The sequence below is a fragment of the Janthinobacterium sp. LM6 genome, from assembly GCF_002002885.1.
Taxonomy (GTDB): domain Bacteria; phylum Pseudomonadota; class Gammaproteobacteria; order Burkholderiales; family Burkholderiaceae_D; genus Janthinobacterium; species Janthinobacterium kumbetense.
The window spans coordinates 830,390-843,674 of record NZ_CP019510.1 but is presented as its reverse complement, the minus strand read 5'-3'; the positions used below and the strand labels follow the sequence as shown (position 1 = coordinate 843,674).

Sequence of the window (13,285 nt, the reverse complement as noted above, 5' to 3'; positions counted from 1 at the left end):
CTCAGCCAGTTAAAACGGCAATTGATGCCAGCGCATGAACACTTGCAAGCCCAGCGCGCCGAGCGCGAAAGCGCCCACGAAGTAGACGATAAAGCTCAGCAAGCGGTTCGTCTGACGTTGCTCCGCAAGTAAGGTTTTCATCAGTTCCACCTCGTTTTCGCGCGGTTCGCCATGCACCGTCAAGGCCTGATGCAGCAAGCGCGGCAGTTGCGGGAAGATGTGCGCATAACGGGGCGCTTCGGCGCGCAGGCGCTCCATGAAGCCTTGCGGCCCCACCTGGTTGCTCATCCATTTTTCCAGGTAAGGCTTGGCCGTTTGCCACAGATCCAGCTCCGGGTCCAGCTGGCGGCCCAGGCCCTCGATATTGAGCAGGGTCTTTTGCAGCAGCACCAGTTGCGGCTGCACTTCCACGTTGAAGCGGCGCGAAGTCTGGAACAGCCGGAGCAGAACTTGTCCAAAAGAAATATCTTTCAGCGGGCGGTCGAAGATCGGCTCGCAGCAGGCGCGCACGGCCGCTTCCAGCTCGTCGACGCGCGTGTCTTTCGGCGCCCAGCCCGATTCGATGTGCGCCTCGGCCACGCGCTTGTAGTCGCGGCGGAAGAAGGCGAGGAAGTTTTGCGACAGATAATCCTTGTCGTAGTCGTTCAGGGTGCCGACGATGCCGAAGTCGAGCGCGATGTAGCGGCCGAACGATTCGGGCGCGATCGATACGAGAATATTGCCCGGATGCATGTCCGCATGAAAAAAGCCGTCGCGGAACACTTGCGTGAAGAAAATCTCCACGCCATCGCTGGACAGCTTGCGCAAGTCCACGCCGGCCGCCACCAGGCGCTCGGTCTGCGACACGGGGATGCCAACCATGCGTTCCATGACGATGACGCTGCTGGAACAGTAATCCCAGTGCATTTCCGGCACCAGCAGCAAGTCCGAGTTGGCAAAGTTGCGGCGCAGCTGGCTGGCGTTGGCCGCCTCGCGCATCAGGTCCAGCTCGTCGTGCAGGTATTTGTCGAACTCGCCCACCACCTCTTTCGGTTTCAAACGCTTGCTGTCGGCCCACAGGCGGCTGGTCCAGTCAGCGGCGATGTGCATCAGGGCCACGTCTTCGTCGATCAGCTTTTTCATGCCGGGACGCAAGACTTTCACGGCCACTTCGCGGCCGTCTTTCAGGGTGGCGAAGTGCACCTGGGCAATCGAGGCGGACGCCACCGGCTCGCGCTCGAAGCGGGCAAACAACTGATCCGGGTGCGCGCCCAGCGACTTGGTGATCTGCGCGATGGCCAGGTCGGAATCGAACGGCGGCACCCGGTCTTGCAGGCGCGCCAGTTCTTCGGCGATGTCGAGCGGCATCAGGTCGCGCCGGGTCGACAGCACCTGGCCGAATTTGACGAAAATCGGGCCCAGCTCTTCCAGCGCCAGGCGCAGGCGCAAGCCCCGCGGCGACGACAGGTCGCGCCAGAAAATCAGGGTGTCGATCAATTTGGCGGTGCGGGGAACTTGCAGACCAGAAATCGCTATCTCATCCAGACCGTACTTGATGGAAACACGGATGATTTTAAACAGGCGCAGGAATTTCAATATCATGTAGACAAATCCGGTGAGGAGGGCTGCGGCTGGACGGCGGCGGCCGCCTTTTCCAGCCGGGCAAGGCGCTTGGCCAGGCGTTCGACGTCATCGCGCACGCGCGTCACGCCAGCGGAATACTCTTGCAGGGTAGAAGGACGGATCAGCATGGGCTGTTCGTCGAGAAAATATTCGGCCACGTTTTCCGCCAGCTTTTGCTGGCCCGTGCGCACAAAGGCGGCCGCATCCTTCACCCCGGAAACGAGGCGCGTGGCCAGCATGGGGCCGACGACCTTTTCCAGGTCGTGCTCGGCTTCCCAGCGCAAGCCCTTGCTCAATTGGGAAATCGCATTGGCAAACTCGGCATCGCCTTCGATCTTGACGTAGGAAAATGCCCGCTCGCGGTTTTGCAGGATCAGCGGCACATCGGACAATTTCACGCGGATGGTGACGTTGGCCGGCATCTCGGCCGGCGCCGTACCGGGAGCCGTTTCCAGCATGCCGGCGCTGTCGACGCGCAGGCGCAAGGCCACGGCGCCCGTGTCGATGCAGGCCAGCTTGCCGGCGTGCACGGCCAGCTGCTGGCGCGCCCACGGCTCCTGCGCCAGCAAGTGGTTGATAGTCGCGATGACGGGCGTCATCAAGGAGAGATCGGAAAGTGGTGCCATCTATATACTGCGCGCCGCGCGCGCCCCCAAAAAGAAAAAACCGCCCATCAAACAAGGTGGGCGGTTTCGATCTTACCAGTTCAGCAGGAAATATCTGTCAAGCATCATGCATTCCGCATGGACTTAAGCCATTATTCAGCAAGTTTTTACAATTAATTCAATTGCTGGATGCCTGCCAGAACCCAGCCGCTGTTGCCGCTGACGGGTTTCGACATATTCCACACTTCCGCGAACGGTTCCGCTGCCGCGCCCGGCGCCGAACGGATCAAGCCCGTAAACTTCACGCTGGCCAGGTAATCGTTGACGCTCGTCTCGATACCGAGCAATTCGGCATCGATGGTGACGACGTCCGTAAAGTCCGGCTGCGCGCCCCGTTCCTGGATTTGCATGCGCAGTTCCGCATACACTTCCGGCGACGTGAATTCGCGGATATCGTTGACGTCGGCCTTGTCCCAGGCCGCTTGCAGGCGAATGAAATTGCTTTTCGCGTGGCGCAGGAAGGCTTCCTTGTCGAAGTCGCTTGGCACACCCCATGGCGCGGCAGCCTCAGCCGGCTTGTCCAGGCCTACGCCGGACGAGACGGGTTGCAGCGGCGGCAGCGGCGGGATGCGCGAACCGATGTCGGGCACGTTACCGGCCGGTGCCGGCTGGTTGCCGCCAAAACCGGCGAACGGCGCATTGCCGCCGGCATTGTTGTCGCGTTTGCCACGTACCATGCGGTAGATGAAGAACGCTACGCCGGCGAGCAAAGCCACCATCAGCAGGGTGCTGATCATGCTGGCCAGGGCGCCGCCCAGGCCAAAGTGCGACAGCAAGGCGCCCAGACCCAGGCCCAGCAAGGCGCCGCCCAGCAAGCCCTTCCAGCGGCTCGGTGCCTTGGCGGCAGGGGCCGGCGCGGGGGCTGGCGCAGGTTGCGCCTGGCGTGGCGCGGCGGCCGGCGCCGGAGTTGGTGCAGGTGCGGGCGCCTGGCGGCCCACGTTTTGCGACTGGCGGCCAAACGAACGGCCACCACCCATGGGACGGGCCAGCGCCTCGCCCAGCATGGATACCGTGGTCGCGGCCAGCATCATGCCGACCATAAATTTCTTCAATTTCATTCCATCTCCTAAAATCACCAACGTTGATGCATTACATCTTGATACCGGTGTGCAAAGCGGCAATGCCTGCCGTCAAATTGTAGTACTGCACGCGCTCCAGGCCCGCCGTTTCCATCATGGTTTTGAGGGTTTCCTGGTCCGGATGCATGCGGATCGATTCGGCCAGGTAGCGATAGCTTTCCGCGTCGCCGGCGATTTTCTGTCCGAACCACGGCAAGACCGAAAAGGAATACAAGTCGTACGGCTTTTGCAGGGGCGCCGCCACCTTGGAAAACTCCAGCACCAGCAGCTTGCCGCCCGGTTTCAGCACGCGGCGCATTTCCGCCAGCGCCACGTCCTTGTGCGTCATGTTGCGCAGGCCAAAGGCCACGCTGACACGGTCAAAATAATTGTCGGGGAATGGCAGTTTTTCCGCGTCACACAACAAGGTGGGGGTGAGCAAGCCGCGATTCAAGAGGCGGTCGCGGCCCACGCGCAACATCGACTCATTGATATCGGTCAACCAGACTTCGCCGGTAGGACCCGCCTGCTTGGCAAACGCCTTCGACAGGTCGCCCGTGCCGCCGGCGATGTCGAGCACCTTGAAACCGGGGCGCACGCCCGCGTTGGCAATGGTAAACGTCTTCCACAGACGGTGCAGCCCGCCCGACATCAAGTCATTCATCACGTCGTATTTGGCAGCGACGGAATGGAACACCTTGGCGACTTCGCGCACTTTGTCGTCTTCTGCAACTGTTTTGTATCCGAAATGGGTCGTATTGGTCATGGTAGGCAGTCTGTTTGAACTTGGGAGCATTATACAAGCGGCAGGCGCATTTCCCCGTGACGCCGGAGAAGGTATTGCCTTTCCACTGCATTCACAGCCAGCATTGCCGCCCGGGCATACGCCGCCAGCGCCCCCCGCCGGTCGCCCTGGCGGCGCAGCAAGTCGGCCCGGGCCGCGTGCAGATAATGCGAATTGGCAAGGCTGGGCACGGCTTCCAGGCGTTCCAGCCACGCCAGGCCGTGCTCTGCGCCATGCGCCATGGCACAGGCGATCACGGCATTGAGCAAGATCAATGGCTCCGGCTTGTGCCGCAGCAAGGCGCCATACAGGACGTGGATCTGGCGCCAGTCCGTCTGGCTGGCCGTGACGGCCTTGGCGTGCAGGGCGGCAATCGCCGCCTGCAGCTGGTATGGCCCCGGCGCGCGCGCCGGCAGGGCCAGTTCCAGCATGGCCAGTCCCTCGGCAATCAAGTCCGCCTGCCACAGGCGGCGGTCCTGCTCTTCCAGGGTCAGCAACTGGCCAGCGGGCGAGAGGCGAGCCGGGCCGCGCGACGCCTGCAACAGCAGCAAGGCCAATAAGCCCTGCACTTCCGGCTGGCCGGGCTGCAGGCTGTCGAGCAGCCGTCCCAGGCGCAGCGCTTCCGCACACAGGTCGGCGCGCAGCAAGCTATCGCCGCCGCTGGCGCAATAGCCTTCGCTGAACACCAGATAGATGACATGCTGCACTTGCGCCAGCCGTTGCGGCCAATCCTGGGCCGGCGGCAACTCGAAAGGGATGCGCGCTTCGGCAATCTTGCGCCTGGCGCGCAAGAGCCGCTGCGACAGGGCCGCTTCCGCCACGCCGAAAGCGCGCGCGATCTCGCCCGTGGACAGCCCACACAGGGTGCGCAAGGCCAGCGCCACCTGCGCCTCGGGCACCAGCGCGGGATGGCAGCAGATGAACAGCAGGCGCAGGCGGTCGTCCTCGATGGCTTGCGTTTCATCAAGCATGGCGGCCGGCAGGCAGGACAGCACGGCCTCGGCCTCGCTGACGCTCTTGCCCGCCCGGCGCACATGGTCGAGGCCCGCATTGCGCGCCACCGAGCTGAGCCAGGCGGCGGGATTGGACGGGATGCCCGCCTGCGGCCACAGTTCCAGCGCCTTGCGGCACGCTTCCTGCAACACATCTTCCGCCAGGCCCAGGTCGCCGAAGCGCCGCATCAGGCCGGCCAGCACCCTGCCCTTTTCCTGGCGAAAAACGTGTTCGACGGCCGAGGTGGCGTCGCCGTCCATGCTCACGCCGTGACGGGCCGCACTTCGATGGTGCCCAGGGAAGCCACCGGGCAACGCCCGGCCCAGGCCAACGCCTCGTCCAGGTTGGCGCAGTCCAGCAGATAGTAGCCGCCCAGCTGCTCCTTGGTTTCCGCGAACGGCCCATCCGTGACGACAGGCTTGCCGTTTTGCACACGCACGCTGGCGGCGCTGCGCACGGGCGCCAGCTCGGCGCCGCCGCGCAGCACGCCGGCCGCGTCCAGTGCCTGCGTGTAACTTGCGAACTCGGCCATCAGGCTGGCCATCTGCCCTTCCTCCATCGCTTCAAAACGCGCCTCGTCGGCGTAAAGCAGGATCATGTATTCCATAGTCTGTTCTCCAAAAGAAAAATGCCCGCAAGCGCGGGCATCCATACGACGAACGGGGCAGCGGCAATCCGACAAGATTACCGCATTATTTTTTTGACTTAGTGTTTGTGCCCGCAGCTGGGGCCATGGACGTGGCCACCGGACGACTGCTTGACCGTCATGTCGGCCTTGGCATCGCGGCCGCTGTCGCCCGGGTAGCCGGCTGCCGCCAGTTGGTCCAGATAGGCTTGCCACAGGGTCGCTTGCTCCGCGCCCAGCTTGTACAGATAGGCCCAGGTGTACAGGCCGGAATTGTGGCCATCGCTGAAGGTCGGCTGCACGGCGTAGTTGCCGACCGGCTCCAGACCCGTGATGCCGACCAGTCGCTTGCCTAATTGCAAGGTTTCTTGGCCCTTGCCATGGCCCTGCACTTCGGCCGACGGCGAGTACACGCGCAGGTACTCGAACGGCAGGGCAAATTCGCTGCCATCGTCGAAAGCCACGTCGAGCACGCGCGACTGGTTGTGCACGGTCAAGCCGGTGGGTTGGGGTGTTGCTGCTTTTTCAGTCATGACAATACTTTATGCGGATAAACGTTGAAGGATGGCGTCGCGCAAGGCCGGCAACAGGGCGCGGCGCGCGGCCAGCACCTCGGGCGCCGTCTCGCGCTGCACGACAGCCCAGCTGGGGTTCGGGAAATGCGCGTCGTCGCGGTAGCGGGGAATCACGTGCCAGTGCACGTGCGGCGTCATGTTGCCGAAACTGGCGACATTCACCTTTTCCGGCTGCATCACTTCCCGCACGGCCAGTTCGACTTGCCACACGACTTCCATCACGTAATTGCGCTCGCCGGGCGTCAAATCCGTCATTTCCTTCACGTGTTTGCTCCAGATCACGCGGCAAAAGCCGGGATATGCAGGGTCGTTGACGGCCACCACGGACAGGCGCTCGCTGCGCCACAGCAAGGCTTCACAGCCCTGCTTGTTGGCAAAGCCATCGAGCAAGTTGCACAGATCACAGGTCACACGAGCACCCGTTCGATGCCGCCGTCATTGGCGCGTTTCACGTAATCCGGCATCCAGTTCTCTCCCAGCAAGTGTTTGGCGATCTCGACGACGATGTAGTCGGCCGTCGTGCCCGAATCGTCATTGTAGCGCGACAAGCCTTGCAGGCACGACGGGCAGCTGGTGAGGATTTTCACGTCGCCCGTGAACCCATCGCCGCGCAGCTTGTCGGCGCCCTTGACCATTTCTTCTTCCTTGCGGAAACGCACTTGCGTGGAAATGTCGGGGCGCGTGACGGCCAGTGAACCCGATTCGCCGCAGCAACGGTCATTCTTCTCGATCTTCACGTTATCTACCGTGCTGATCAGGGAATTGATGGTCTTGCCCGATTCCTGCAGCTTCATCGGATTGTGGCATGGCTCGTGGTACATATAGCGCGTGCCGTTGACGCCTTCCAGCTTGACGTTTTTCTCCAGCAAATACTCATGGATATCCATGATGCGGCAGCCGGGGAAAATCTTTTCAAACTGGTACGTTGCCAGCTGGTCGTAACAGGTGCCGCACGACACCAGCACCGTCTTGATGTCCAGGTAATTGAGCGTGTTGGCCATGCGGTGGAACAGGACGCGGTTATCCGTCATCATCTTCTCGGCCTTGTCGAACTCGCCCGCACCGCGCTGCGGATAACCGCAGCACAAATAGCCCGGCGGCAAGACCGTCTGCACGCCCACTTCCCACAGCATCGCTTGCGTGGCCAGGCCCACTTGCGAGAACAAACGTTCCGAACCGCAACCGGGGAAGTAGAACACGGCTTCCGTATCGGCCGTCGTCGTCTTCGGATTGCGGATGATCGGGATGACCTTGTCGTCTTCGATATCGAGCAGCGCGCGCGCCGATTTCTTCGGCAGGTTGCCCGGCATCTTTTTATTAATAAAATGAATCACCTGTGCCTTGACGGGCGGCTTGCCCGTCGATGGCGGCGGCGCCTTGGTTTGCTTCTTGGCAAATTTCTTCAGCAAGTCATGGCCCAGGCGTTGCGCCTTGTAACCCCAGCCGATCATGACCTTGCGCGTGGCGTTGATGGTCACGGGATCGGTGGCGTTGAGGAACATCATCGTGGCCTTGGTGCCCGGATTAAAGCTCTTCTTGTCCATCTTGCGCAGCAAATTGCGCATGTTCATGGACACATCGCCGAAGTCGATGTTCACCGGGCAAGGCGTGACGCATTTATGGCATACCGTGCAGTGGTCGGCCACGTCCTCGAACTCTTCCCAATGCTTGATGGAAATACCGCGACGCGTCTGTTCTTCGTACAGGAAGGCTTCGATCAGGGACGAGGTCGCCAAGATCTTGTCGCGCGGCGAGTACAGCAAGTTGGCGCGCGGCACGTGGGTCGAGCACACGGGCTTGCACTTGCCGCAACGCAAGCAATCCTTGACGCTGTCGGCGATGGCGCCGATATCGCTTTGCTGCATGATCAGCGATTCGTGGCCCATCAGGCCGAACGATGGCGTGTAGGCATTGCGCAAGTCGGCGCCCATGCCCGGCAGGTTCAGCAATTTACCCTTGTTGAAACGGCCTTCCGGATCGATGCGCTGCTTGTAGCTGCGGAATTCGCCGATCTCTTCTTCCGTCAAAAATTCCAGCTTGGTGATGCCGATACCGTGTTCGCCGGAAATCACGCCATTGAGCGAGCGGGCCAGAATCATGATGCGGCCCACGGCTTCGTGGGCGTCCTGCAGCATTTCGTAATTATCCGAGTTGACGGGCAAGTTCGTGTGCACGTTGCCGTCACCGGCATGCATGTGCAGCGCGACAAACACGCGCGAACGCAGGATGCGCGCGTGAATGGCCGTCGCCTCGTCGAGGATCAGCTTGAACGCGGCGCCGTTGAATATCTGGCGCAGCTGGGCGCGAATCTCTTGCTTCCAGGTAATGCGCACGGTGCGGTCCTGCACCACGTCGAACAGGGTGGCGTCCGGCTGCGTTTCCAGGCGCGCATCGAACACGGGCAGCAAGCGCTCCATGCCCAGTTCGGCCAATTCGCCCTTCACGTCCGCCAGCGGACGGTCCAGCTGGGCCAGCAGATAGGTCCAGCGTGCCGTCACTTGCGCCAGCAACTGCTGCGCCTGCTCGGCGCGGTCGCCCAGCATTTCCGCATCGTCGACCCGGTCGTCGGACGCATCGTCGCTCTTGCCTACTGGCAAATTACCCTTGCCAAAGAATTCGCTGAGGGCCTCGGCCAATTGCAGTTTATTCTTGATCGACAGCTCGATATTGATGCGTTCGATACCATCCGTGTATTCGCCCATGCGATTGAGCGGGATCACGACATCTTCATTGATCTTGAACGCATTCGTGTGCTTGGCGATCGCCGCCGTGCGAGCCCGGTCGAGCCAGAATTTCTTGCGCGCTTCGGGGCTGACGGCGACAAAGCCTTCGCCCACGCGGGTGTTGGCGATACGCACCACTTCCGACGCCGCTTGCGCGACGGCATTTTCATCGTCGCCGACGATGTCGCCGAACAGGGCCATCTTCGGCAGCACGCCGCGCTTCGATTTGGTGGCGTAGCCGACGGCGCGCAAATAGCGCTCATCCAGGTGCTCCAGGCCCGCCAGGCGGATGGTCGTGTATTGCTCGCCTTTCGCCGGCAAGCCGTCGAGGTAATCCTTGATTTCCACGATCGACGGGATCGCGTCGCGCGCCTGGCCGAAGAATTCCAGGCAGACGGTGCGGGCGAATTTCGGCATCTTGTGCAAAATCCAGCGCGCCGACGTGATCAGGCCGTCGCAACCTTCCTTCTGGATGCCCGGCAAGCCGGCGAGGAATTTATCGGTGACGTCCTTGCCCAAGCCTTCCTTGCGGAACTTGCGGCCAGGAATTTCCAGGATTTCCGTCTTGAACGGTGCGTTCGGTTTCGTGGCGTCGCGCGTGCTAGGGTGACGCCATTCCAGCTGGAAACGTGCCAGTGCGATATCGTGGATCTTGCCCAGGTTATGGTCGAGGCGCGTAACGTCGAGCCAGTCGCCGTTCGGGTCGACCATGCGCCACGAGGCCAGGTTGTCCAGCGCCGTGCCCCACAGCACGGCTTTCTTGCCGCCCGCATTCATGGCGACATTGCCGCCGATGCAAGAGGCGTGCGCCGACGTCGGGTCGACGGCAAACACGAAACCGGCCTTTTCCGCCGCTTCCGACACCTTGTTCGTGATCACGCCGGCGCCCGAATTGATGGTCGCGTATTCGTGCGTCAAACCCGGCAAGACCGTCATTTCCACGGCGCCCAGGGTGATGAGTTTTTCCGTGTTGATGACGGCCGACATCGGCGTCAATGGAATCGCGCCGCCCGTGTAGCCGGTGCCGCCGCCGCGCGGGATGATGGTCAGCCCCAGCTCGATGCAGCCCTTCACCAGGCCGGCCATTTCCTCTTCCGTGTCGGGAGTGAGCACGACGAACGGGTATTCCACGCGCCAGTCGGTGGCGTCCGTCACGTGCGACACGCGCGTCATGCCGTCGAAGCGCACATTATGCTTTTCCGTATAGCGTCCCAGCACCTTGACCGTGCGCTTGCGCAAGTCGTAGGTCTTGCGGAATTCGTCGCCGAAGTCGGCCACGGCCTTGCTCGCCGCTTTCAGCAGCAACTCCACGTTGGCGCTGCGCGCTTGCGCCACGTCCGGCGCTTCGCCACTGGCGGCAGCGTCGCCGCCGGCCGCGTCGATGGACAGGCGGCGCTTGTCGACTTCGGCCAGGCGGTGATGCAAGGCATCGATCAAGCCCTGGCGGCGCTTCGGATTGTCGAGCAAGTCATCCTGCAGATACGGATTGCGGCGCACGACCCAGATGTCGCCCAGCACCTCGTACAGCATGCGGGCCGAACGGCCCGTCTGGCGGGCGCCGCGCAGCTCGTCGAGCAGGCGCCAGGAGTCCTCCCCCAACAGGCGTATGACGATCTCGCGATCGGAAAACGACGTGTAGTTATACGGGATTTCGCGCAGGCGGCTTGCTGCGGGACCATTCGGCGTTTCTGCCAGTAAAGCTTGGATATGTGCGGGAGCGTTCATGGAGTGTGGTGACGATGTGGACTGGACCCTAAAGACCCATTTTATCTTATTGCGCCGCACCATGCGGGAACAGCCTTATGCCGCCCAAGGTTTAAGCACCGCATCCGCTACCATAGCAAATATGGAAAAGTCCTATTTTGCATGAATAAAAAACCAGAATGACTGTCTTTTTTAAGCAAAAATGCCAAGAATCAGAGTCTGCTGCAAACTATCGAACTGCCCAAAAATGGGGCAAAGCAGCGTTGCATTACGCCCCGTTTGCGCCCACTTTACGCCAGCATTTGTCCAATCCGGTGCCATACGCCATCGGGCACGTACAGCAGCAAGCCCGTCATGGTCAGGTAGCGCGCGCACTTGCCGACGGCCATGTAGGCCACGCTGGGCCAGAACGGCAGCTTGAGCCAGCCGGCCAGGGTGCACAGCGGGTCGCCCACGATGGGCAGCCAGGCCAGCAGCATGGTCTTGGCGCCATAGCGGGCCAGCCAGCGGAACCAGCGCGTGTCGCGCTCCTTGGCAAATGCCTGCTTGGCCCGGTAGCCCATCCAGTAGTCGACAACGCCGCCCAGGGTGTTGCCCAGGGTGGCGACGCCGATGGTGGCCCAGAACAGCGCGGGATTGGCCTTGATGACGGCAAAGACGGCAGGTTCCGAGCCGAGCGGCAAGAGGGTGGCGGAAATAAAGCTGATCAGAAAGACCGATGTCAGCCCGACTTCCGGTGCTGCGATCAGCTGCAGCAGCCAGGCGATTGCGGATTCGATCATGGAACACTTCGCGATGCAGTAAGGCTCTCCATTATAATGAAGAGCAGCTTGCGCGCCGCACAATCCGCGCCGGCCGGCAAAGGCCTACCCGCCCGCAGTTCCACAGAGCATTATTGTCGCCAGGCTATCCGCCGCGGCGCCGCCGCTATCGCCCGACACGCTCCAGACCCTTTCTGGCCCAGAATCACTTGCTTGCAGACTATGAACATCGACTACCTCAAGAAAATCCTGACCGCCCGCGTCTATGACGTTGCTACCGAAACGCCGCTGGAACTGGCCCCTGCCCTGTCGCAGCGCCTGAACAACCAGATTTACTTCAAGCGCGAAGACATGCAAAGCGTGTTCAGTTTCAAGATTCGTGGCGCCTACAACAAGATGTCCAAGCTGAGCGAAGCGGACCGCAAACGGGGCGTGATTTGCGCCTCGGCCGGCAACCACGCCCAGGGCGTGGCCCTGTCGGCCGCGCGCATGGGTTGCCGCGCCGTCATCGTCATGCCGACCACCACGCCGCTGGTGAAGGTCGAGGCGGTCAAGGGGCGCGGCGGCGTGCACGTGGAAGTGGTGCTGCACGGCGAGTCGTACACGGATGCCTACAACCATGCGCTGACGCTGGAAAAGGAACAGAAGCTGACCTTCGTGCATCCGTTCGACGACCCGGACGTGATCGCCGGCCAGGGTACGATCGGCATGGAAATCCTGCGCCAGCACGCCGGGCCCATCCACGCCATCTTCGCCCCCATCGGCGGCGGCGGCTTGATCGCCGGCATTGCTGCCTACGTAAAACAGATTCGCCCCGACATCAAGATCATCGGCGTGCAAAGCGTCGATTCGAACGCCATGGCCCGCTCGCTGAAAGCCGGTGAGCGCGTGACCCTGAACGACGTGGGCCTGTTTGCCGACGGCACGGCCGTGCGGCTGGCCGGCGAGGAAACCTTCCGCCTCGTGCAGGCGTATGTCGATGAAATCATCACCGTCGACACGGACGCCATCTGCGCCGCCATCAAGGATGTGTTTACGGATACGCGCAGCATTCTGGAGCCGTCGGGCGCGCTGGCCATCGCCGGCGCCAAGGCCTATGTGGAACGGGCCAGCCTGACCAAGCACCCCGTCAACAATGAAACCCTGGTCACCATCGCCAGCGGCGCGAACATGAATTTCGACCGTTTGCGCTTTGTCGCGGAACGGGCCGAACTGGGGGAATTCCGCGAAGCCGTATTTGCCGTCACCATGCGCGAACAGCGGGGCAGTTTCAAACGTTTCTGCTCGCTCATCGGCGCGCGCAACGTAACGGAATTTAACTACCGCATCAGCGATGAAAAGGCCGCGCACGTGTTCGTCGGCATCCAGATTGCCGACCGACATGAGTCGAGCGTGCTGGCGAAGACTTTCGAGGAACACGAATTCAAGACCCTGGACCTGACGCACGACGAGCTGGCCAAGTCGCACATCCGCCACCTGGTGGGCGGCAAGAGCCGGCTGGCGCAGGACGAGCTGCTGTACCGCTTCGAGTTCCCCGAACGCCCCGGTGCGCTGATGCGCTTTCTCGACAGCATGGCGCCGAACTGGAATATTTCCCTGTGTCACTACCGCAACCAGGGCGGCGACGTGGGCCGCATCCTGATCGGCCTGCAAGTGCCGCCCGATGAAATGGGAGAGTTTGCCCGCTTCCTCGATACCCTGGGCTACCGTTATTGGGATGAGAGCAGCAATCCTGTCTATAAGCTGTTCCTGGGTTAAATGGAGTACACCTAACCAAACCTACTGCGCGTCGGTA

11 protein-coding genes are annotated in these 13,285 nt (G+C 61.9%); 1 reads left to right on the top strand and 10 read right to left on the bottom strand.

Annotation, left to right across the window (positions count from 1 at the left end; genetic code table 11):
• Window positions 1-9: 9 nt before the first annotated feature.
• The 10 genes from ubiB to BZG29_RS03670 form a co-directional block, all read right to left on the bottom strand.
• The gene (gene ubiB, locus BZG29_RS03715; RefSeq protein WP_077398975.1) at window positions 10-1,581 is read right to left on the bottom strand and encodes a ubiquinone biosynthesis regulatory protein kinase UbiB; all 1,572 of its coding nucleotides are present in this window, start codon (window positions 1,579-1,581) and stop codon (window positions 10-12) included.
• Complete coding sequence (locus tag BZG29_RS03710) at window positions 1,578-2,228, bottom strand: SCP2 sterol-binding domain-containing protein (RefSeq protein ID WP_077398973.1); 651 nt, start codon at window positions 2,226-2,228, stop codon at window positions 1,578-1,580. Before BZG29_RS03710 ends, ubiB begins: the two co-directional genes overlap by 4 nt.
• 152 nt (window positions 2,229-2,380) lie before the next feature.
• Window positions 2,381-3,325 carry a Tim44 domain-containing protein gene (locus BZG29_RS03705; protein ID WP_077398971.1) on the bottom strand — a complete coding sequence of 315 codons (945 nt, stop codon included), beginning with the start codon at window positions 3,323-3,325 and terminating at the stop codon, window positions 2,381-2,383.
• A gap of 31 nt (window positions 3,326-3,356) precedes the next feature.
• Window positions 3,357-4,091, bottom strand: a complete 735-nt coding sequence (gene ubiE / locus BZG29_RS03700; protein WP_034753359.1) for a bifunctional demethylmenaquinone methyltransferase/2-methoxy-6-polyprenyl-1,4-benzoquinol methylase UbiE — start codon at window positions 4,089-4,091, stop codon at window positions 3,357-3,359.
• Window positions 4,092-4,120: 29 nt separating this feature from the next.
• Entirely contained in the window at window positions 4,121-5,362 is a 1,242-nt protein-coding gene (locus BZG29_RS03695; RefSeq protein ID WP_077398969.1) for a sigma-70 family RNA polymerase sigma factor, read from the bottom strand.
• 2 nt (window positions 5,363-5,364) lie between these two features.
• Window positions 5,365-5,709 (bottom strand): YciI family protein, encoded by a 345-nt coding sequence (locus BZG29_RS03690; RefSeq protein WP_077398967.1) that lies wholly within the window; start codon window positions 5,707-5,709, stop codon window positions 5,365-5,367.
• A gap of 98 nt (window positions 5,710-5,807) precedes the next feature.
• Complete coding sequence (locus BZG29_RS03685) at window positions 5,808-6,260, bottom strand: DUF971 domain-containing protein (protein WP_077398965.1); 453 nt, start codon at window positions 6,258-6,260, stop codon at window positions 5,808-5,810.
• A 9-nt stretch (window positions 6,261-6,269) separates the two neighbouring features.
• Window positions 6,270-6,713 carry an HIT family protein gene (locus tag BZG29_RS03680; protein WP_077398963.1) on the bottom strand — a complete coding sequence of 148 codons (444 nt, stop codon included), beginning with the start codon at window positions 6,711-6,713 and terminating at the stop codon, window positions 6,270-6,272.
• Window positions 6,710-10,750 carry a DUF3683 domain-containing protein gene (locus BZG29_RS03675; RefSeq protein ID WP_077398961.1) on the bottom strand — a complete coding sequence of 1,347 codons (4,041 nt, stop codon included), beginning with the start codon at window positions 10,748-10,750 and terminating at the stop codon, window positions 6,710-6,712. The genes BZG29_RS03680 and BZG29_RS03675 overlap by 4 nt, the downstream gene beginning before the upstream one ends.
• Window positions 10,751-11,019: 269 nt before the next feature.
• Window positions 11,020-11,511, bottom strand: a complete 492-nt coding sequence (locus BZG29_RS03670; protein ID WP_077398959.1) for a YqaA family protein — start codon at window positions 11,509-11,511, stop codon at window positions 11,020-11,022.
• A gap of 201 nt (window positions 11,512-11,712) precedes the next feature.
• Here BZG29_RS03670 and ilvA point away from each other — a divergent pair, with 201 nt between their 5' ends.
• Window positions 11,713-13,248: a threonine ammonia-lyase, biosynthetic gene (ilvA, locus tag BZG29_RS03665; protein ID WP_077398957.1), complete on the top strand. Its 1,536-nt coding sequence runs from the start codon at window positions 11,713-11,715 to the stop codon at window positions 13,246-13,248.
• Window positions 13,249-13,285: the final 37 nt, after the last annotated feature.

Coding starts and splice junctions, on each gene's coding strand:
- ubiB (WP_077398975.1), bottom strand. CDS start 1,581: ATGATATTGAAATTCCTGCGCCTGTTTAAAATCATCCGTGTTTCCATC.
- BZG29_RS03710 (WP_077398973.1), bottom strand. CDS start 2,228: ATGGCACCACTTTCCGATCTCTCCTTGATGACGCCCGTCATCGCGACT.
- BZG29_RS03705 (WP_077398971.1), bottom strand. CDS start 3,325: ATGAAATTGAAGAAATTTATGGTCGGCATGATGCTGGCCGCGACCACG.
- ubiE (WP_034753359.1), bottom strand. CDS start 4,091: ATGACCAATACGACCCATTTCGGATACAAAACAGTTGCAGAAGACGAC.
- BZG29_RS03695 (WP_077398969.1), bottom strand. CDS start 5,362: ATGGACGGCGACGCCACCTCGGCCGTCGAACACGTTTTTCGCCAGGAA.
- BZG29_RS03690 (WP_077398967.1), bottom strand. CDS start 5,709: ATGGAATACATGATCCTGCTTTACGCCGACGAGGCGCGTTTTGAAGCG.
- BZG29_RS03685 (WP_077398965.1), bottom strand. CDS start 6,260: ATGACTGAAAAAGCAGCAACACCCCAACCCACCGGCTTGACCGTGCAC.
- BZG29_RS03675 (WP_077398961.1), bottom strand. CDS start 10,750: ATGAACGCTCCCGCACATATCCAAGCTTTACTGGCAGAAACGCCGAAT.
- BZG29_RS03670 (WP_077398959.1), bottom strand. CDS start 11,511: ATGATCGAATCCGCAATCGCCTGGCTGCTGCAGCTGATCGCAGCACCG.
- ilvA (WP_077398957.1), top strand. CDS start 11,713: ATGAACATCGACTACCTCAAGAAAATCCTGACCGCCCGCGTCTATGAC.